General features: G+C 68.3%; 18 protein-coding genes and 1 pseudogene. 11 read left to right on the plus strand and 8 right to left on the minus strand.

Annotated features, from left to right (window positions below):
• Window positions 1-58 precede the first annotated feature (58 nt).
• The 4 genes from J2X34_RS14370 (at window position 59) to J2X34_RS14385 (ending at window position 4,703) form a co-directional block, all read left to right on the plus strand.
• Window positions 59-1,225, plus strand: coding sequence for a hypothetical protein (locus J2X34_RS14370; protein ID WP_114722201.1), 1,167 nt, complete (start codon window positions 59-61; stop codon window positions 1,223-1,225).
• Window positions 1,226-1,228: 3 nt separating this feature from the next.
• Window positions 1,229-2,011 (plus strand): SDR family oxidoreductase, encoded by a 783-nt coding sequence (locus J2X34_RS14375; RefSeq protein ID WP_114722202.1) that lies wholly within the window; start codon window positions 1,229-1,231, stop codon window positions 2,009-2,011.
• Window positions 2,012-2,033: 22 nt separating this feature from the next.
• Window positions 2,034-3,182, plus strand: coding sequence for a sulfotransferase family protein (locus tag J2X34_RS14380; RefSeq protein ID WP_114722203.1), 1,149 nt, complete (start codon window positions 2,034-2,036; stop codon window positions 3,180-3,182).
• 117 nt (window positions 3,183-3,299) lie between these two features.
• Window positions 3,300-4,703, plus strand: coding sequence for an alpha/beta hydrolase domain-containing protein (locus J2X34_RS14385; protein WP_114722204.1), 1,404 nt, complete (start codon window positions 3,300-3,302; stop codon window positions 4,701-4,703).
• Here the strand turns inward: J2X34_RS14385 and J2X34_RS14390 are convergent.
• A complete protein-coding gene (locus J2X34_RS14390; protein ID WP_114722205.1) occupies window positions 4,693-5,544 on the minus strand; it encodes an alpha/beta fold hydrolase in 852 nt (283 codons plus the stop codon). The two genes, J2X34_RS14385 and J2X34_RS14390, sit on opposite strands and share 11 nt — an antisense overlap.
• 561 nt (window positions 5,545-6,105) lie before the next feature.
• On the opposite strand from J2X34_RS14390, the pseudogene J2X34_RS14395 reads away from it, so the two are divergent.
• A pseudogene (locus J2X34_RS14395) lies at window positions 6,106-7,067 on the plus strand (MFS transporter).
• A 36-nt stretch (window positions 7,068-7,103) separates the two neighbouring features.
• On the opposite strand, the gene J2X34_RS14400 reads toward J2X34_RS14395, so the two are convergent.
• Genes J2X34_RS14400 through J2X34_RS14425 form a run of 6 tightly spaced genes read right to left on the minus strand, consistent with a single transcriptional unit; the run spans window position 7,104 to window position 14,049 of the window.
• The gene (locus J2X34_RS14400; RefSeq protein ID WP_429517932.1) at window positions 7,104-8,351 is read right to left on the minus strand and encodes a TerD family protein; all 1,248 of its coding nucleotides are present in this window, start codon (window positions 8,349-8,351) and stop codon (window positions 7,104-7,106) included.
• Window positions 8,352-8,389: 38 nt separating this feature from the next.
• Entirely contained in the window at window positions 8,390-9,262 is an 873-nt protein-coding gene (locus J2X34_RS14405) for an HAD family hydrolase (protein ID WP_114722207.1), read from the minus strand.
• Window positions 9,259-10,368: a cysteine protease StiP family protein gene (locus J2X34_RS14410; RefSeq protein WP_429517934.1), complete on the minus strand. Its 1,110-nt coding sequence runs from the start codon at window positions 10,366-10,368 to the stop codon at window positions 9,259-9,261. Before J2X34_RS14410 ends, J2X34_RS14405 begins: the two co-directional genes overlap by 4 nt.
• On the minus strand, window positions 10,365-11,672 hold the full coding sequence (locus J2X34_RS14415; RefSeq protein ID WP_114722209.1) for a phosphoribosyltransferase family protein: 1,308 nt from the start codon (window positions 11,670-11,672) through the stop codon (window positions 10,365-10,367). Before J2X34_RS14415 ends, J2X34_RS14410 begins: the two co-directional genes overlap by 4 nt.
• A complete protein-coding gene (locus J2X34_RS14420) occupies window positions 11,669-12,826 on the minus strand; it encodes an HpcH/HpaI aldolase/citrate lyase family protein (protein WP_429517937.1) in 1,158 nt (385 codons plus the stop codon). Before J2X34_RS14420 ends, J2X34_RS14415 begins: the two co-directional genes overlap by 4 nt.
• Before the next feature lie 29 nt (window positions 12,827-12,855).
• Complete coding sequence (locus J2X34_RS14425) at window positions 12,856-14,049, minus strand: hypothetical protein (protein ID WP_429517939.1); 1,194 nt, start codon at window positions 14,047-14,049, stop codon at window positions 12,856-12,858.
• 166 nt (window positions 14,050-14,215) lie between these two features.
• On the opposite strand from J2X34_RS14425, the gene J2X34_RS14430 reads away from it, so the two are divergent.
• From J2X34_RS14430 to J2X34_RS14450, 5 genes are all read left to right on the plus strand, one after another.
• A complete protein-coding gene (locus J2X34_RS14430) occupies window positions 14,216-14,791 on the plus strand; it encodes a TerD family protein (RefSeq protein ID WP_114722211.1) in 576 nt (191 codons plus the stop codon).
• Between the two features lie 191 nt (window positions 14,792-14,982).
• On the plus strand, window positions 14,983-15,561 hold the full coding sequence (locus J2X34_RS14435) for a TerD family protein (protein ID WP_114722312.1): 579 nt from the start codon (window positions 14,983-14,985) through the stop codon (window positions 15,559-15,561).
• 61 nt (window positions 15,562-15,622) lie between these two features.
• On the plus strand, window positions 15,623-16,741 hold the full coding sequence (locus tag J2X34_RS14440) for a DUF475 domain-containing protein (RefSeq protein WP_114722212.1): 1,119 nt from the start codon (window positions 15,623-15,625) through the stop codon (window positions 16,739-16,741).
• Window positions 16,742-16,767: 26 nt separating this feature from the next.
• Window positions 16,768-17,451 carry a TerD family protein gene (locus J2X34_RS14445; RefSeq protein WP_114722213.1) on the plus strand — a complete coding sequence of 228 codons (684 nt, stop codon included), beginning with the start codon at window positions 16,768-16,770 and terminating at the stop codon, window positions 17,449-17,451.
• Window positions 17,452-17,617: 166 nt separating this feature from the next.
• A complete protein-coding gene (locus J2X34_RS14450; RefSeq protein WP_258557924.1) occupies window positions 17,618-17,746 on the plus strand; it encodes a hypothetical protein in 129 nt (42 codons plus the stop codon).
• A 76-nt stretch (window positions 17,747-17,822) separates the two neighbouring features.
• Here the strand turns inward: J2X34_RS14450 and J2X34_RS14455 are convergent, their stop codons facing one another.
• Window positions 17,823-18,278, minus strand: a complete 456-nt coding sequence (locus tag J2X34_RS14455) for a tellurite resistance TerB family protein (RefSeq protein ID WP_114722214.1) — start codon at window positions 18,276-18,278, stop codon at window positions 17,823-17,825.
• A 168-nt stretch (window positions 18,279-18,446) separates the two neighbouring features.
• On the opposite strand from J2X34_RS14455, the gene J2X34_RS14460 reads away from it, so the two are divergent.
• A complete protein-coding gene (locus J2X34_RS14460) occupies window positions 18,447-18,983 on the plus strand; it encodes a MarR family winged helix-turn-helix transcriptional regulator (protein ID WP_114722215.1) in 537 nt (178 codons plus the stop codon).
• Window positions 18,984-19,035: the final 52 nt, after the last annotated feature.

Consider the following 19,035-nt stretch of genomic DNA (forward strand, 5'->3'; position numbering starts at 1 on the left):
CATCGCATGTTCTACCACCCAGGTACATATTTGTACCACCGGATAGAAGGAGCAAGGTGTGCTGACGGATCCACTCGCCGAGGCCATGGCCGAGGCCGAGAAACTGGTCGAGAGCGCCCCCCATATTCGGTCGGAGCAGGACCTACTGGAGGGGATGCAGTACCTCGCCGGCGGAATCCTCGCGACCGTCCACGCGGCTTGGGCCACCGAGAAGACTCATCCGACCTTCATCCAGGGCACCGGGCCGTACACGAAGATGGGCCTCGACAATCCCGACACCCTGTACTTCGGGGCACGGATCAACGACGACGCCGAGTACATCGTGACCGGAACCCGCGGCACCACCGCCGACCTGAGCTTCCAGGTGCTCAGCGGCAACTACACCAACGCGAACGTGCCGGGCAGCGAGATCGCCTTCGACGACCGGGAACTCCACATCGAGGACGACGGGACGTTCGTCGCCACGTTCGGGCCGAGTCCGGCGGACGGGCGACGGAACCACTTCACGCTTGGACCGGGCTCGAGCCAGCTGGTGGTCCGCGAGGTCTACAGCGACTGGAGCCAGCAGCGCGGCACCATCCGGATCGAACGCGCCGACCGGATCGGTGTCCCGGTGCCGCCGCTCACGAAGGAAGAGACCGAGAAGCGGTTCGCGCGCGCAGGCAAGGCACTGGTCACCCGCGTCAAGACGTGGCTGCAGTTCCCGCAGTGGTTCTACGACAACCTGCCGGTCAACACGATGACCGCACCGCGGCTCACCCCGGGCGGCCTGGCCACGCAATACTCCTCGGTGGGCCACTACGAACTCGCCGACGACGAGGCGATGATCATCACGGTGCCGAAATCCGATGCGCCGTACCAGGGTTTCCAGCTGGGCAGCCTGTGGTACATCTCGCTCGACTACATCGATCACCAGACGTCGCTGAACAACACCCAGGCGCAGGTCGATCCGGACGGAATGATCCGGATGGTCCTGAGCGAGCACAACCCGGGCGTGACCAACTGGCTCGAGGCCCTCGGCCATCCGCGCGGCTACCTGCAGTTCCGGTGGCAGCGGACGTCGCGGGAGTTCACGCCCGAGGACGGCCCGACCGTCGAGGTGGTCAAGCTCGACGAGATCGCCGCGAAACTGCCGTTCCACGAACACAACAAGATCACGCCGGAGGACTTCGCCGCCCGCATCGCGGCGCGCCAGTCTGCCGTCGCCGACAGAATGCTGGGGTAGGACATGACAAATCTGTTGCAGGACAAGGTAATCGTCATCTCGGGCGTGGGACCGGCGCTGGGCCGCACCCTCGCGCTGCGTTGCGCCGAGGCCGGCGCCGATCTGGTGCTGGCCGCGCGCACCCAGTCGCGACTCGACGAGGTGGCCAAGGAGGTCACCGATCTGGGCCGACGCGCGGTGACGGTGTCGACCGACATCACCGACGACGCCTCGGCCGCCCACCTGCTGGCCGCCACCACCGACGCCTTCGGCCGGGTCGACGGCCTGATCAACAACGCCTTCACGGTGCCGTCGATGAAGCCGTTCGGCCGCACCGACTTCCAGCACATCCGCGACGCGATCGAGCTGACCGTGCTCGGTGCGCTCCGCCTGACGCAGCTGTTCACCCCGGCTCTGGCCGAGTCCAAGGGTGCGGTCGTGAACGTGAACTCGATGGTGCTGCGGCACTCGCAGGAGCGCTACGGCAGCTACAAGCTCGCCAAGTCGGCGCTGCTCGCGATGTCGCAGTCGCTCGCCACCGAACTGGGACCGCAGGGCATCCGCGTGAACTCCGTCGCGCCCGGCTACATCTGGGGTGACACGCTCAAGAAGTTCTTCGAGCACCAGGCCGAGAAGTTCGGCATCACGGTGGACCAGGTCTACGAGCACACCGCGGCGAACAGCGACCTCAAGCGCCTGCCGACCACCGACGAGGTCGCCAACGCCGTGATCTTCCTGGCCTCACCGATGGCCAGCGCGATCACGGGCCAGTGCCTCGACGTCAACTGCGGCGAGTTCCACCACTAGAGCCGGCTTCTGAAGGAGCACCATGACTGAACGCACGACCGTCGGCACCGTCGAGGACCTGCACGCGTCCGCGACCAGGATGACCGGCCTCACCGACTTCGGCGTCGACGACTACACCGAGGCTCTCGGCGTACTGCTCGACTCGTACGCCCGCGACGAGGACCTGACGCCGTTCGGCAGCAAGATCTCTCGCGTCTTCCTCCGCGGCGCGCTGGTGGCGAGGCTGCTGAGCGAGGCGGCCTGGAAGCAGTTCCCCGAATACGCCGACGTGCAGATCGAGCGTCCGATCTTCGTCACCGGCCTCCCCCGCACCGGCACCACCGCACTGCACCGCCTCCTGACCGTCGACCCCGCGCATCAGGGTCTGGAGATGTGGCTGACGGAGATGCCGCAGCCGCGGCCGCCGCGCGACACGTGGGACTCCAATCCGGTGTTCCAGGCGATCGAACAGCAGTTCAGCCAGCACCACGTGGATCACCCCGAGTTCATGGGCGTGCACTACATGTCGGCCGGCGAGGTCGAGGAGTGCTGGCAGCTGCTGCGTCAGACCTTCAAGTCGGTGTCGTACGAGTGCCTGGCGAACCTGCCGACGTACTCGACATGGCTGCAGGGCCAGGACTGGACCAACGCCTACGCCCGACACAAGAAGAACCTCCAGCTCATCGGCCTGCCGGACCGCGACCGGCGGTGGGTCCTCAAGAACCCGAGCCACCTGTTCGCGCTCGACGAGTTGATGGCGGTGTACCCGGACGCGCTGATCGTCCAGACCCACCGTCCGCCGAGCACCATCATCCCGTCGATGTGCAGCCTCGCCGAGCACGCCACCGAGGGCTGGTCCAACACGTTCCGCGGCGAGGTGATCGGCCGCGGCCAGCTGGACCTGTGGGCGCGCGGGCTCGAGGACTTCACGGCGGCGCGGGCCAAGTACGACCCGGCCCAGTTCATCGACGTCGACTACCGCGACTTCGTCGCGGACCCGCTGGGGACGGTCGAGAAGATCTATTCCCAGTTCTCGATCCCGATGTCCGACCAGGCACATCGCGAGATGGAAGACATGCATTCCGAGAGCCACTCCGGCAACCGCAAACCGGCCCACCGGTACACGCTCGAGGAGTACGGGCTCACCGCCGAGGAGGTCGACGAGCGGTTCGGGGACTACGCCGGGGGCTGAACCGAGAAAGAGTCCCACCCAGCGAGACCCCAGTGTGATCGTCGCCACACCGACGCGTTAGGTTTCACGCGTGGGGGCTGCAACGGCGCAGTCCCCTGTCAGAGAGGCTCGATCCGAATGTTCCTGCACGCAAGACGATTCGACACCGACCGCGACCGACTGCCCGACGGGATGCACAGTTCCCCCGGGACTGCGACCTCCGTCGACCTGGCGGCGGCCGGTTACACCGAGCAGGAGTTCTTCCTCAGCGGCACCGCCACGGCGTACCGCGAGGACGGGGCGTGGGAATCCGACGGACGGTGGGCGGTCACCGAGGCCGGGCAGGCCCCGTACCGGACGCGGTTGCTGGTGCGGGCGCCGAAGGATCCGAGCCGTTTCAACGGCACCGTCGTCGTCGAGTGGCTCAACGTCAGCGGCAACGTCGATGTGGACGTCGACTTCGGCTACATGCACTCCGAGTTGCTGCAGGGCTACGCGTGGGTGGGTGTCTCCGCTCAGGCGGCCGGCGTCAACAGCACCGGCGGCAGCCCGCTCGGACCCAACGTCGTCGGGCTCAAGGCGTGGGATCCGCAGCGCTACGGACCGCTGCACCACCCGGGCGACGCCTACTCGTACGACATCTTCTCCCAGGCCGGGGCGGCACTGCGCGCACCGCGCGGTGCCGCCCCGCTCGCCGGACTGGTGGTGGAGAACCTGATTGCGACCGGCCAGTCGCAATCCGGATTCCGGATGCTCACGTACGCCAACGCGATCCATCCGCACGCACGGGTCTTCGACGGTCTCTTCGTCCACAGCCGCGCCGGGTTCGGGGCACCGCTCGGCTCCGGATCCGGTGTCGCGGCGCTCGACGGGCCGGACGGCCCGACGGTGGTCGCGCCCGCCCGGGTGCGAACGGACCTCGACATCCCGGTGTTCCAGGTCCTCACCGAAACCGAACTGTTCGAACTGGGCGGGGGACCCGGCCCCAAGTCGTTCGTCGCCGCCCGCCAACCGGACACCGACCGCCTCCGGACGTGGGAGATCGCGGGCACCGCGCACTCCGACGCGCACGCCCTGCGAATCCTCTACCCGCAGTACACCGCCCAGTTCGGGCAGATCCGGGATCTGGGCACCATGTTCGGGATCGTCAACGACGGCCCTCAGGCACAGGTCGTGTCGGCCGCGCTGCGTGCCCTGCGCACCTGGGTCACGGACGGTACCGCGCCGGCATCCGCCGAGCCCATCGAGACCACCGGCTCCGGCATCGTCCGCGACCGCTTCGGCAACGCCCGCGGCGGCGTGCGCACGCCGGCCGTCGAGGCCCCGGTCGCGGCGCTGACCGGAGAGACGGTTCGGGTGCCGAACAACGGCGCGACCGTGCCGCTCGACGCCGAGACGCTGACCGCGCTGTACCCGGACCAGGACACCTACGTCTCCCGGGTCTCCCAGGCCACCGATCGCGCGGTCGCGGCCGGCTTCCTGCGATTCGAGGACGGTCGAACCCTGGTCGCTGCCGCCCGCAGCACCTACGTCAGGAGCTGACCGGCGGCTGCCCGAGGTGGGCGCCGAGGAGGGCGTCGACGCGCTCCGGCGCCTCCTCCGGGATCCAGTGGCTGACTCCGCGGAGGATCTCGAACGTGTACGGCGCGTCGACGAACCGCTCCGTCCCACGCGCGCCTGCCTCCCCGACTGCAATGTCCCCGTCGCTCCACACATACAGGGTGGGGACACGCACCCTGGCCGACGTCGCACCGGGAGTGGTGAGCATCATCGCGCGATACCAGTTCAGTCCCCCGCGGGCTCGGCCACGATCATGCATCGCCGCGAGATCGCGGTCGGCCGCCGCCGCGGTCATCCCGCTCGCGAGGAGGTGACGTCGCACGAATTCTCCTGCCGCGAACGCCCGTTCGGGCAGGAGCGGCAGCTGGAACGCAAGCATGTACCACGACATCCCGATCTGGCGGCTCGTCATCAGCGCCCGCGCGAAGGCAGCAGGATGCGGCGCCGACAGGGCGGTGAGGGTCCGGACCAGGTCCGGACGACGGGCGGCGAGCGTCCAGGCGACGGCCGCACCCCAGTCGTGCCCCACCACGTGTACCGGACCGAGCCCGGACTGTTCGACGAGCGCGACGGTGTCCGCCGCGAGTTCGGAGAGCCGATAGGCCCACCGAGCGCGGGGCCGGGCCCCCGGCGAGCAGCCGCGCTGATCGACGGCAAGGGTCCGGAAGCCGCGCGCGTGCAGCAGCGGCGCCAACTTGTCCCACGACCGGGAATCCTGCGGGAATCCGTGCAGCAGCACCACCGGCTCACCGCCGATCGGGCCCCCGTCAAGCACGTCGAACGTCAGCCCGTCCCGCCCGTACGACGCGACCCGCCCCGTCATGCCCGAACCCCCTCACGTCGGCGTGCGCCATCTCACGCTATCGACGCCCCCTCGGCCCGTCAACGACCCGCCAATTGGACAAACGTCCAGTAGTTTGGTTCGAGTTCACCCATATCCGACATTCGCCTGCTAACTTCTAGACCCAGTGGCGTCGGGCCACATCCACCAGCTCACTCAGAGGACTAAACATGGGTTCCTTCTCCACGCTCAGCGCCGTCATCGACCTCGTCAAGACCATCATGCCGCTGATCCAGCAGCTCAGCTCGCTGAGCTGATCATCGCCACCACGTGAGGGCCGGGTTCCCCAGGGAGCCCGGCCCTTGCGGCATCCACGCACGGAAGGCCGGACGCCGAATCCGCGCGCACGGCGTGCCATCGTGCGTCCGGGTTTCCATCCCGCGGGAGCGCGCTCGCGTGACCGGGCGCACATCCGCCATCGTCTGTGCATGACCGCCGACGACACGCTACGAACAACGCCCGGAACCGATCCGGACGCCGCTCGCGCCGCCACGAACGAGACGCGGGGACCGGCGAACCGGCACGATCGTGGCACTCGGCTCCATGACGGCCCTGGGCCCCTTCACGATCGACATGTATCTGCCGGCACTGCCGGAGCCTCGGCACTGGACTCCACGCCGTCTGGCGCGCAGCTCACCATCACCGGAACGTTGATCGGTCTGGCACTGGGCCAGCTCGTGGTGGGTCCACTGTCGGACAGCCTGGGCCGCAAGCGTCCCCTGGTCGCGGGGATCGCCCTCCATATCGTCAGTTCGCTCCTCGCGCTGTTCGCCACCGGCATCGCGATGCTCGGCGCCCTGCGCGTGTTCCAGGGCATGGGCGCCGCGGCCGCGGCGGTCGTCACGATGGCGATGGTCCGCGACCTGTTCTCCGACAAGGCCGTAGCCGTCGTGATGTCCCGACTGATGTTGATCCTCGGTGTCGCGCCCGTGATCGCCCCCGGTGTCGGTGGCGCGCTGCTGGTGGCGTTGACGCCCGTGTCGAGTGTCGTGATGGCCTCGCTCTTCGCCTACGTCTCCGGGGCGTCCTTCGTGTACCAGGACCAGTTCGGACTCGACCAGCAACAGTTCGCGCTCGTCTTCAGCGCGGGCGCCTTCTCGATGATCGGCGCAACCCAGGTCAACGTCCGACTGCTGCGCCGTTGGTCTCCGCTGCAGATCGTGCGGGCGTCGCTCACCGCCGCGCTGGGCTTCGGGCTGGCCGCGATCGTGGTCGCGCACTTCGAATTCGGCGGGCTCGCCGGGTTGGTCGCCGCCCTGTGGATCATGCTCGCCGCCATCTGCTTCGTGCTGCCGAACGCCCCTGCGCTCGCGCTGTCCCGGCACGGTGAGGCCGCCGGAAGTGCTGCGGCCCTGCTCGGCTCGATGCAGTACGCGGTCGGCGCGCTGGTCGCTCCGGCCGTGGGCCTGCTCGGCAACACCAGCGTGGCACTCGTGCTCAGCATGACCGCGTGCGTCGCGCTCGCCCTGGCCGTGATGATCGGGACTGCAAGCCGGCAGCCGTGACACGCGCCGATCACGCGCGCCCGGCCGCCCGCGTCGTCAGTCGTTCAGGAAGCGGCCGAGGTGCGGAATGGCCTTGCTCGCGGTCTTCGCGTCGAAGCCCTCGCCGATCGCCTGCAGCTTCCACTCACCGCCCTGCCGGTAGACCTTCGCCATCGCGACAGCGGTGAAGGGCATTCCGCCCTGCAGCGTGAACCGCGCGAGTTCGGTCCCCTGTGGTGCGTCGACCAGGCGGCAGAAGGCGTTGGCGATCTGCTCGAAGGTCTGTCCCCGGAACGACGTGACGATGAAGACGATGGCGGTGACCGTGGGATCGACGCGGGCGAGATCGACGGTGATCACCTCGTCGTCGCCGGCGCCGTCCCCGGTGAGGTTGTCTCCGGAATGCACGACGGCCCGGTCGTCGGACTGGAGCGCACCGTAGAACACGATGTCGGAGACCTTGGTCCCGGCGAACATCACGGCCGAGGCGTCCAGGTCGATGCTGGACGACGACCGCGACCCGAACAGTCCTCGGCTGCTGACGGGATCCCAGCCCAGCCCCATCCGGACCTGGGTCAGCGCCACCCCGCCGTCCTTACGGAGGGTGACCTTCTGCCCCTTGCTGAGGTTCACCCGCTTCTTCTTGGTGAGGCTGACCTCGGGCGCCTGCGGCGCTGCCGGGGCCGGTGGCGGCGCCGCATGCGTGCCGGCGGTGCCGCCGTTGGTGGACTGATGCGCGGGTGCCGCGGGCGGCACCATCGTGGGGGCCGCGCCGGTCACCGCGGGCGTGGGAGCAGGCGCGTCGTCGACGGACACTCCGTGATCAGTGACCAGTGCCGCGAATCCGCCGGCGTATCCCTGGCCGACGGCACGCACCTTCCACGAGCCCTGGCGGCGGTACAGTTCGAGCGCGATCACGATCGACTCGGTGTCCAGACCGTCGATGCGGTACTCGTACAACACGTTTCCGGAAGCATCGGAGAGTCGCGCGGTCGGCGGCGCCGAGCGACCGAAGCTGCTCGCGGCGTCGTCGAGGGTGATGACCGCTCGCACCTGCTCCACGTCGGCCGGGATCGCCGACAGCGACACCGCCAGTTCCGCGGCCTGCCCGGGGGCACCGGGCTGCAGGCGCACGCCCGGCCCGGTGGGCTGGTTGAAGAACACGAAGTCGCTGTCGGAGCGGACCTTTCCCTCCGCGGTGACCAGCAGCGCGGACAGGTCCGCCGCCGCGGTGAGGACGATCGAGACGACGACATCGTTCACGGACAGGGCGGCGTTCTGACCCTTGGTGAGCTCTTGGGGCACGGCGATCATCCTCTTCTGGTGGACGGTACGGGTCTCGGTCAGGTGTGCGGGGCGGTGGCGGTCGACGCGCTCGGGCCGGCCGGTCGAGCGGTCCCGGCGTGACGGAGGAACCAGCGCAGGATCTCCTCCCCCGCAGCGATTCCGCGTCCGGCCGTGACGGTCAGGTGCGGGTGCTGCCAGTCCAGCGCGTCGAGTTCGCCGTGCCGGGGCCGGATCGCGGCGTCGGCGGCGGCGAGCATGTCGGCATCGAGCGCGCCGTCCCCGGCCGCGAGCGTCATCGAATCCGCGGCGATGGAGCCGTCGGCGATCAGACGTCGGCGAACCTCGGCCACCGCGGCACTCTTCGACACCGCGTTCGGCATCGTGTAGATCTTGCGGCCCTGTCGGGAGACGTTCCAGCCGCGCGCGGCGCACCACGCACCCCACTCGGCGAGGAAGCTGTCCGGCAACACCGCGAGATCGACCACGAGATAACAGAAGAGCTGGTCGGCGACGCGGCAGTTGCTGACCCAGTCGTCGCTGATCCGCGACCGCAGTGCGGCGGTGACCTCGTCGAGCTCTGCACCCGCGCGCTGCGTGGCTTCGTCGATGCCGCTCCGCCACCGCGGATCCGGGATCCCGTCGACGAGGATGTTGCCGCCGTTGCTGGTGATGGCGTACCGCCACGGGCCGCCAGGCAGGGTGATGCGGCGGAACTGCTCGATCGTGCGGGTCGTGGTCGGAACCAGCACCGCAGCCCGCGCCACGGCCTGCAGGAGCGTCGCCCCGGTCTCGGTGACGAACGACAGCGGTGCGCCGTCGTAGTGCTCGACGCAGCGCAGGTCGGAGTCGGTGGCCGTCGGGTCCAGGCCCATCGCGGCCCGCGAATAGATCATCGTCCGATCGAGGTCGGTGGCGACGAGAACGGTCATGTCACATCCTTGATCAGGCCCATGCAGGAGTACGCGAGGTCGGGCACGACCTCGACCGGGACGCCCCGGGCATCCGCGAGCAGACGGATGTGGGCGTGTTCGGGCGCATCGAGATCCCGGACCAGTACCTTCCACGGGACGCGGCGCAGCAGCACCCGGGTGGTCTCCCCCACGCCGGGCTTGACGTAGTTGATCGTCGAGATGTCGTACCGCGCGCGGATCTCCTCGACCGAGGCCCAGCCCGCCCAGGTCGGCGTGCGGTCGCCGGATCGGATGGCGGCGACGTCGCCCTCGACGGTCGCCTGCACGTCGGGGAAGCAGGCGCCGATCGTGTCGAGCAGATCGTTGGAGACGTCGGCGGCGGCGAGTTCGCGGTAGAACTTGGCGCCGTGGAACTCGCCGGGCGCGATCAGTGCGTCGTTGAGGACGGTGCGCGACACGAGTCCGGAGACTGTCGAATTGAGGCACGCCGACGCGATGAGGAAGTCGTCCCGGGTGCCGTAGGTGCGCGCACACGAGCCCGGATCGGCCAGGACCGCGAGGTCGGGATCGAACACCGCCCCGCCCGACGCGGCATAGGCCGCCAGCGCCGCGTCGAGCTCCCGCGTGATCGCACCCTTGCCGGTCCAGCCGTCGACGAACACGACGGACGCCGGATCATGATGGGCGGCAAGGTAGTCCAGCGCCGCAGTGTCGATCCCGCGATCCCGGACGATCGACACTGCGTAGTGCGGCAGGTCGAGCCCGTGCATGCACATCGCCCACCGGCGCATCAGGATCCCGATCGGGGTCCCGGCACGCGCGAGGGAGACGAGCGTGATGTCGTGGCCCCGCTCCTCGAGAATGAGTTCGGTGACCACACCCACCGCCCGGGCCAGGCGCTCGGCACTCTCGACGAGGACCTTGTCGAAGAGCTCCCGGTACTGCGCGTCCGGCTGGTACTCGATGGGCAGCGATTCGGCGTAGTGCGCGCGGCCCGACTGGATGCGCCGCTCACGTTCGGCGACATCGGCCTCGAGATCCACCCCGGACAGGTCCTTGAGCAACCAGCGGACGTCGGTCGCCGGGTACGAGCCGAAGTCGGGGCCGGTCAACGGCGCGGTCACGCCGGATCCTGTCGCATGCGGGCGAGGTGCCGAGGGTCGGCAGCCGGGACCACCGCGAGCAGGACGTCGTTGCCCGCCGCGGTCAGCACGTCGAGGAGCCCTCCTCCGACGTGAAGCCGGTCGGTGTCGGCGGGAGAATCCGCGACGACGATCAGCAGCGGACGCACCGCCGGATCGTCGGGCCAATGGGCGTTGTAGAGATACCGCGCCGCGGTGTCGTCCCCTTCGGGCGCGACGAAGGTGTATCCGCGGCGCAGCGGGTACCCGGGCTCGTCGAGCACGTACGCCGGTGAGCGCGTGGTGGTCTGGAACCGGACCTCACGACCGCTCGCGCCGAGCGCGGCCGCCAGTCGCAGTGGCAGGTACATCAGCTCTTCGTGACCGACGACGACGGCCGGGCGCTCGGGGTCGACACGGGTGGCCAACTCCCTCGCGGCCGCCGTGATCGCCGCGTCGAAGTCGTCGGCGTCGGCGTGCAGAAATCCGTGCCGTCCACCGTCGGGTACCCCCGCCGGCCACGGCAACTCGATGCGCTCGACCGTGCCGCGGTCACCGGAGATCGGGTTGAGAACCGGGTCCGGCAGGGCGACGACCCGATCGATCAGCCCCTCGGGGAGGACGGTGCGCCCGCTCGCGAGGCTCACGAAGTCGATGGTGACCCCGAGATCGGCTGCGGCAGCCTCTGTCTGGTCACGGTGGCGTCCGGTCCGCATGTCGACCAGCGACGCGACGATGTAGCGACCTCGCGGATGATGCGCGTGCAGCGCACGAATGGCGTCGACAGCCGTTGCACCGGTGGAGATCTCGTCGTCGACGAGGATCATCGGACAGTCGTCCGCCAGCAGATCCGGCGACGTGGGTTGCAGGAGATGGCTCGTCGCGTGGGAGTGCCCCTCCTCGAACCCGGCGAAGGTCCGGGCCCCGGGCACGTCGCGCCGGGTCGAATGCAGATAGCAGCGGGCTCGCATCCGGGTGGCGACGCAGTGCCCGAGACCGGTCGCCGTCTCGGCGAATCCGAGGACGGTGACATCGACTTCGGATTCGCGTTCGGCGGGGACCCCCAGCGCCGCGAGCACCAGGTCACCGAGCCGGTCACCGGCCGCGATGACGACGTCGGGCGCGGTCGGCAGATGCTTGCCGAGGACCGTCGACACCAGCAGGTGCGCGCGACGCGGATTGCGACGCAGTCCCGGCTCGACGAGTTGCGGGACGGTGTAGCCGGCGTCCGAATCGACGTGGTCGAGCGCGAGCCCGAACTCACGCGTCGCCCACGACTCGACGACCGGAGCCCCCGGAGCCGTCACCGCGTCACCAGCGCGGTCAACAGGTCGACGAACGTCACACCCTTGTTGGTGACCCCGAACACCCGGGCACGGCGCAGCGTCGCCTCGGCCCAGTTCCGGTGTGGGCGAACCTCGTTCATCTTGTTCCTGTATCCCGACGCTTGTACACCACCGACCGCCTCGCTGCCGAGGATGTCGAGCGCGTCGTGGTATTCCTCGTGCGTGACCGCGGACAGCGCATGGACCGCCGCCACGTGGGACGGGTGGATGACGGTCTTGCCCTGGATGCCGTTCGCCCGATCCAGGGCGATCTCGCGCAACAGCCCGTCGAGGTCGCGACTGACGAGCTGCTGGCGGAAGAGCACCGCGTCGTGTTCGGCGAACGGGGTGGCCCGGAGCATCGGCCGGAACATTCGCTCGTGGTCGGCGAAGTACTCCCACACCGGGCCGGTGATGACGAAGCCCGTCCCGTCCGCGCGGCCCAGGTAGTTCACGACGTCGGCGATCACGTCGACGACCACTCGGACGTCGTAGATGGTGAGGTCCCGGTCCCGGCGGATCCCGAACGTGCTGCACATGTCGGTCGCGCCGAGTCTGACCGCGAGGACGCGGTCACGATGTCGCGCGAGCAGTTCACCGACCGCATGCAACTCGGCGTCGCGGCTCTGCCGGTGCACCAACTCCGGCGACTCGAGTACCGGCATCGCGTACAGGTGCTTGCCGAGCCGGTCGGACGCGTCCGCGATCTCGTCGAGGAACGCGCCGCTAGCACTGGTGAACTTCGGAACGACGAACCCGGTCAGCGCGACGACGCCGGTGGTGATTGCGTCGGTGATCGCCCGGATACCGTCCGGCGTCCGGACCCGCACGAACAGCAGCATGTTCGCCGCCACGGTCCCGGCGAGCTCGTCCAGCGCCGCAACTGCATTGGCCATGCCCGCTTCGACCTCGTCGTCCGCGACGGCGTCCTCGAGATCGAGCACCATCGAGCAGACGCCCTCGCTGCCGCGACGCAGGATCGTCGCGGTGAGGTCGTCACGCGTGGCCGGCACGTACAGCGTCGCACCGAGCGCGACGGCCAGCAGATCCCGATCCGCGCTGTCGTCGAACGCCTCGGTCGAATGCAGGAACAGCGTCTCGGCGGCCGCCGCGTCGAGTTGATGGAAATGCCTCATCGCGCACGACTCGGTTGTAGTCCCCCATGTCATGGTGTGGCGCTCTGCCCTCTCATGCGTTGCACAATTCCAGCGACGAAACTCGACACGGCGTCGAGCTCGGTGATGTAGGCCCAGTAGTCCGGATGTGTCCCGGCCAGGCGGTCGACGGCGCGTTCGATCCGGTCCACCTGAGCGTCCAGTGCAGAACCCCACTCAACGGCAAGCCCCGAATTGACCGCGAGCAACTGGGCGTCTCGAAGCCGAAAGCGTACGGCATCGACCTTCGCCCGCGGGTCGGTGCGTACGTCGCGCAGGAGCCGGAGCCGATCGGTGACGGCGTCGACGAGGCCCTCCGCATCCACCAGCGTTGCACGCACTCTCGCGGTCAGCTCCGACGCGAGGTCGGGGTCGCCCGCGGCGAGCGCAGCCTGGGCCTCGGCGAACAGCACCTCGGACTGCTCGATGAGGCGCACGCTCTCGCGATCGTTGCCGACCAGGTCGTCCGAACTCGCGGCGTTGAACTCGCGGAGGATCGACGAGTACGCGGGGCCGAGGTCCGCGGCCCGGTTCCGTACCGCGGCGATCCGGGTCGTCACCGACGACAGCGCATTCCGCGCCTGGCGCTCCCGGTCCGGTGCGGCCGCCAACGCGGATCCCAGCTCGGCCACCGCGTCGTTGAGGCGCGCGGCCGCGTCGCGGACCCGACGGATGTCGTCCTGCGCACCCGCGCCGGCCAGCAGGAGCGAGGCCTCGTCGATGGCGGCGACCCCGGCCCGGACCGAGGAGTAGCCCGCGTACGGGCCCACCGCACTCCGGCGCGCGGCATCGGCGGCGGACTGCGCCTCGACGGCGATCCGTGGAATTGCGTCGAGCAACGACGCAGCATGCTCGAGATGCGCACGGTGGGAGCCGTAGAACTCGTCCACGAGGTGGGCCGCGTCGATCAGCGCCCGGGTGGTCGCGTCGAGGTCGGTTACGGTGGCCCGTCCGCTGTCGGCATCGTCACATGTCGCCACGTACCGACTGCCGACCTCGTAACAACCGTCGCGCACCGACTGCCACTGCCGGTGGATCCCTTTGTCCGGATAGAGCCGATTCGATGCCGCAACCGACGACTCGGCGATACGCTGGCGGCCGTCCAGGTCGAGGAACGCGGCGGTCATGGTTTCGCGGGCACGACGCATCGCCTCGTCCTCGTCGCGGGACTCTCCGAAGAACCGTCCCGACCATCTACCGGCCACCGCTGCATCGTACTGGTTTGCCCGCATTCGCGACCTGGCGACCTGCGCCGTAACGCGATGTCATGTCGAACGATTATGGTGTTGCTGCACGATCGCTGTAACACGACATATCGGGCACGTGGCCGAAGGTTAGTGCCTGATTCCACACCACCGAAAGGACTCCTCGATGGGTGTCAGCTTGACCAAGGGCGGAAACGTCTCCCTCACGAAAGAGGCGCCGAACCTCACGGCGGTTGCAGTCGGTCTCGGCTGGGACGTGCGCAGCACCACCGGCACGGATTTCGATCTCGACGCGAGCGCGATCGGCGCGGGCGCCGACAAGAAGGTAATCTCCGACCAGCACTTCATCTTCTTCAACAACCTGCGCTCGCCCGACGGCTCGATCGAGCACGCCGGCGACAACACCACGGGTGCGGGCGACGGCGACGACGAGGTCATCAACGTCGATCTCGCGGCCGTTCCGGCGAACATCGAGAGCATCTTCTTCCCGGTCTCGATCTACGATGCCGACACCCGCGCACAGTCGTTCGGCCAGGTCCGCAACGCCTACATCCGCGTCGTCGACCGCGCGAACGGCAACGAGCTGGCCCGCTACGACCTGTCCGAGGACGCCTCGACCGAGACCGCGATGGTCTTCGGCGAGCTGTACCGCCACGGCGCCGAGTGGAAGTTCCGCGCGGTCGGCCAAGGCTACGCCTCCGGCCTGGCCGGCATCGCCCGCGACTACGGCGTCAACGTCTAGTCGTTCCGGCACGTTCCACCGATTCATCTGAGCGTGTGGCCGCGCGATCCGAACTACGATCCCGCGGCCACACGCGCCAGGAACCTCCGACGCTGCACGGGACCGGCAACGTTGCACGACAACAGTTCCCGATTCCCGTGGGCGTCCGCTTTCCCGTGTCCGAGATCCGCTGTCAACAGAGGAAACAGACCATGAGCGTCACGCTCACCAAGGGGGGCAACGTCTCCCTCTCGAAGCAGACCGACAACCTCACCACAGTCGCTGTCGGCCTCGGCTGGGACGAACGGGCCACCACCGGAGTCGCCTACGACCTCGACGCCTCGGCTCTACTGACCGGCGCGACCGGAAAGGTCCTCTCCGACCAGCATTTCGTCTTCTACAACAATCTGCGATCGCCCGACGGTTCGGTCGAGCACACCGGAGACAACCTCACGGGTGACGGCGACGGCGACGACGAGGTCATCAATGTCGACTTGATCGCCCTGCCCGCCGACGTGACCAACATCTTCTTCCCGGTGTCGATCCACGAGGCCGATGCGCGCGGTCAGTCCTTCGGCCAGGTCCGCAACGCCTACATCCGCGTCGTCGATCGCAACACCGGAATCGAGCTCGCCCGCTACGACCTGTCCGAGGACGCGTCCACCGAGACCGCGATGGTCTTCGGCGAGGTCTACCGCCGCGGTGCCGAGTGGAAGTTCCGCGCCGTCGGGCAGGGCTACGCCTCCGGCCTGGCCGGCATCGCCCGCGACTACGGCGTGAACCTCGGCTGACCGAGTTACCCAACTCTGACGTCGGCCGTCCAGGTCGGCGACCCTACAGAACGGCCGCACAATGGTTCTCCGCATTTTCGGCGTCTCTTTAGTCGTCACTGTGCTCTCTCTCATCGTGGCTGGGATCTACGGCGGCCCCGAGGCCGTCTTCCTGGTCGCGATCCTGTCCATCCTCGAGATCTCCCTGTCCTTCGACAACGCCGTGATCAACGCCACCGTCCTGCAGCGGATGAGTGAGTTCTGGCAGAAGATCTTCCTCACGGTCGGCATCGTGATCGCGGTGTTCGGCATGCGACTGGTCTTCCCGCTGGTGATCGTCTGGGTCGCCTCCGGCCTGGGCCCGGTCGAGGCGATGCGCCTCGCTCTCAATCCGCCGGCCGACGGGGCGTCGCACTTCCCGGACGGCAGCGCGAGCTACGAGACGATCCTCACCGATGCGCATCCTCAGATCGCCGCGTTCGGTGGCATGTTCCTGCTGATGCTGTTCCTGAACTTCATCTTCGAATCGCGCGAGATCACCTGGCTCAGCTGGCTCGAGCGCCCGCTGGCCAAGATCGGCAAACTCGATCAGCTCGAGGTCGTCGTCGCCGGCGCCCTACTGCTGGCGACCGCGTTCCTGTTCGCCGACGACGACAACCGCGGCACCATCATGGTGGCCGGTGTGGCCGGCCTGATCCTCTACATCGTCGTCAACGGCCTGGGCGAGTTGTTCAACCTGCCGGAGGAGGGCGAGGAGGCCGAACCGTCACGTGGTCCGTCCAACCTGGCGAAGGCCACCGGTAAGGCCGGCTTCTTCCTGTTCCTCTACCTCGAGGTTCTCGACGCGTCGTTCTCGTTCGACGGTGTGATCGGCGCCTTCGCGATCACCGCGGATCCGATCATCATCGCCCTGGGCCTCGGTTTCGTCGGCGCCATGTTCGTCCGCTCGATCACCGTGTTCCTCGTCCGCAAGGGCACGCTCTCGGAGTACGTCTACCTCGAGCACGGCGCGCACTGGGCCATCGGCGCCCTCGCGGTGATCCTGCTCGTGTCGATCGGCGTGCACGTCAACGAGCTGATCACGGGCCTCGTCGGCATCCTCCTCATCGGGGCCGCGTTCATCTCCAGCCTCGTCCGTAACCGCAAGGCCGGCAAGGACGGCGACGCTGTCGCCGAGCGCACTCCCGCCTCAGTCGGCTGACCCGACCCGAACCGAAGGAGCCACAGATGGCCATCGACTACACCCGCCGCCCCAGCACTCCCCCGGCCGGCGCGACGCCGCAGGGCGGTGTGAACCTCAGCAAGATCAGCCTGACCAAGAGTGCACCGTCGGTCAGCCTCACGAAGGCCGGTGAGCGCCAGGGCAAGATGCGCGTGAACCTCAACTGGTCGCAGGGCGGTGAGCCCCAGAAGAAGGGCTTCTTCGCCAAGCTGACCGGAGGCGGTGGCGGGGTCGACCTCGACCTGGGCTGCCTCTACGAGCTGACTGACGGATCCAAGGGCGTCATCCAGGCGCTGGGCAACAGCTTCGGTGCGCTCGACACCGCACCTTTCGTCCAACTCGACGGCGACGACCGGAGCGGTGCCGTCTCCGGCGGCGAGAACATGCACGTCAACCTGGACCGGCCGGAGATGTTCCGGCGGGTGCTGATCTTCGCGATGATCTACCAGGGTGCCCCCAACTGGGCGGCCGTCGACGGCGTCGTGACGCTGTTCCCGACGGTGGGTCCGCAGGTCGAGGTCCGCCTCGACTCGGCCGACAACAATGCCCGCATCTGCGCGATCGCGATGCTCGAGAACAACGGCAACGGCATCACGGTCAACCGTCTGGTCAACTACATCAACGGCAGCCAGTCCGACCTGGACGCCGCCTACGGGTGGGGTATGCAGTGGCAGGCAGGCCGTAAGTAGTTCCACCCTTCGCCGAACAGGAGCGGCAGCGCACGTGGCAATCCACGTGCGCTGCCGCTCCTGTAGTTCGTCCGGGCCGATGCCGACAGCGATCTCACTCTCCACGAGTGAGGACGCTCGCCCCCTGCCTCCACTAGCGTTCCCCGTACCGACGGGAGGACAGAGCATGTTCGAGTTCGTACAGCAGGCCCACCACGACGTCCGGCAGCTACGTGGGCCTCGACATCACCACCACCGCCACCTCGGCACCAGTCGACGACGGGCGCTGCTGCGCGCCCGGCTCGAACACCACTGAGCGTCCCGCCCGGCGCAGAGCAATGCCCCCGGCGTTCACGGACCTGTCGAACGCCGAGGGCACGAAATCTGCAGGATCAGAGCTCGAACTCGGACGGATCGATGCCGACCGCGAAGCAGGCCTCCTTGACGGCAGCCTTCTCGTGCTGGTCGAAGTTGCCGTCCGCGCCACCGATGATGATGCCGATCTGGATGACCGCGCGCGCCTGCTCCGGCTTGGACTTCAGCTTGCCGATCGTCGCGGTGGCCTCGACCTTGCCGAAGTCGAAGTCTCCGGCCAGCTTGTCGCAGTACCAGTCGAACTTCTCACGCAGTTCGGAGGAGTCGAACACCTGCAGCGACTGGTTGTTCATGATGAGCGCTGCCGTCTTCTGACGCTCGGACGGATCGATGCTGCCGTCGGCGGCCGCGATCAGCGCGCACATCGCCATGGAGCCGTTCGCGAATTCCTTGTTCTTGAACTGCGCGGTCTTCGTCTGAAGCTGTCCGCTCATTTCCTGGGTCTTCGACTTGAGCTGATCCCAAAATCCCATGAGATTCCTCCTCGTTCACGCTCTGTATCCGCAGTACACCGGTCCGAGCCAGCCTAGCCGAATCAGACAGATCGGATACCGCCGCCGTCTGCCCCCAGAGCACGTCCGAGCGCGTTTCGGGGAGGGACAGCGGTCGATTCGCCCGGCGCAGCATGGGATGATCGACGCATGCCGTCACCGTCACCACTGCCGCTGGATCCGATCGAGGAAGCGCACCGCCAGTGGACGCAGCACGGCTGGGGCGCAGTGGCCGACGGCATGGCGGCCGTGACGTCGCTGATGCGGGCTCAGCAGATCATGATGGCGCGCGTCGAGAAGGCACTGAAACCGTTCGGGCTCACGTTCTCCCGCTACGAACTACTCACGCTGCTGACGTTCACCCGCTCCGGCGCCCTGCCGATGGCGAAGGCCAGTGCCCGCCTGCAGGTCCACCCGACGAGTGTCACCAACGCCGTGGACCGCCTCGAGGACGCGGGTCTGGTCCGGCGGGTGCCGCACCCGACCGACCGGCGTGCCACGCTCGTCGAGATCTCCGACGAGGGGCGCGACCTCGCGCTGCGGGCGACCGAGGCGCTCAACGCGCAGGTGTTCGCCGAACCCGGACTCGCCCCCGAGCAGTTGGATTCATTGATCCGCGTCCTCACCGAACTGCGCTATCAGGCAGGCGATTTCGACACCGGCGATCAGCCGGGCAAGTGGCACTGAGATCACACCGAACGCGCATCGGCCCCGTATCGACGAGCGATACGGGGCCGAT

This window comes from Rhodococcus sp. BE178 (assembly GCF_050433545.1).
GTDB lineage: Bacteria > Actinomycetota > Actinomycetes > Mycobacteriales > Mycobacteriaceae > Prescottella.

What these genes read in the sequence shown, in the direction of transcription:
- J2X34_RS14375 (WP_114722202.1), top strand. Translation starts at nt 1,229, where the DNA reads ATGACAAATCTGTTGCAGGACAAGGTAATCGTCATCTCGGGCGTGGGA.
- J2X34_RS14380 (WP_114722203.1), top strand. Translation starts at nt 2,034, where the DNA reads ATGACTGAACGCACGACCGTCGGCACCGTCGAGGACCTGCACGCGTCC.
- J2X34_RS14385 (WP_114722204.1), top strand. Translation starts at nt 3,300, where the DNA reads ATGTTCCTGCACGCAAGACGATTCGACACCGACCGCGACCGACTGCCC.
- J2X34_RS14390 (WP_114722205.1), bottom strand. Translation starts at nt 5,544, where the DNA reads ATGACGGGGCGGGTCGCGTCGTACGGGCGGGACGGGCTGACGTTCGAC.
- J2X34_RS14405 (WP_114722207.1), bottom strand. Translation starts at nt 9,262, where the DNA reads ATGACCGTTCTCGTCGCCACCGACCTCGATCGGACGATGATCTATTCG.
- J2X34_RS14420 (WP_429517937.1), bottom strand. Translation starts at nt 12,826, where the DNA reads ATGAGGCATTTCCATCAACTCGACGCGGCGGCCGCCGAGACGCTGTTC.
- J2X34_RS14430 (WP_114722211.1), top strand. Translation starts at nt 14,216, where the DNA reads ATGGGTGTCAGCTTGACCAAGGGCGGAAACGTCTCCCTCACGAAAGAG.
- J2X34_RS14435 (WP_114722312.1), top strand. Translation starts at nt 14,983, where the DNA reads ATGAGCGTCACGCTCACCAAGGGGGGCAACGTCTCCCTCTCGAAGCAG.
- J2X34_RS14440 (WP_114722212.1), top strand. Translation starts at nt 15,623, where the DNA reads ATGGTTCTCCGCATTTTCGGCGTCTCTTTAGTCGTCACTGTGCTCTCT.
- J2X34_RS14445 (WP_114722213.1), top strand. Translation starts at nt 16,768, where the DNA reads ATGGCCATCGACTACACCCGCCGCCCCAGCACTCCCCCGGCCGGCGCG.
- J2X34_RS14450 (WP_258557924.1), top strand. Translation starts at nt 17,618, where the DNA reads ATGTTCGAGTTCGTACAGCAGGCCCACCACGACGTCCGGCAGCTACGT.
- J2X34_RS14455 (WP_114722214.1), bottom strand. Translation starts at nt 18,278, where the DNA reads ATGGGATTTTGGGATCAGCTCAAGTCGAAGACCCAGGAAATGAGCGGA.
- J2X34_RS14460 (WP_114722215.1), top strand. Translation starts at nt 18,447, where the DNA reads ATGCCGTCACCGTCACCACTGCCGCTGGATCCGATCGAGGAAGCGCAC.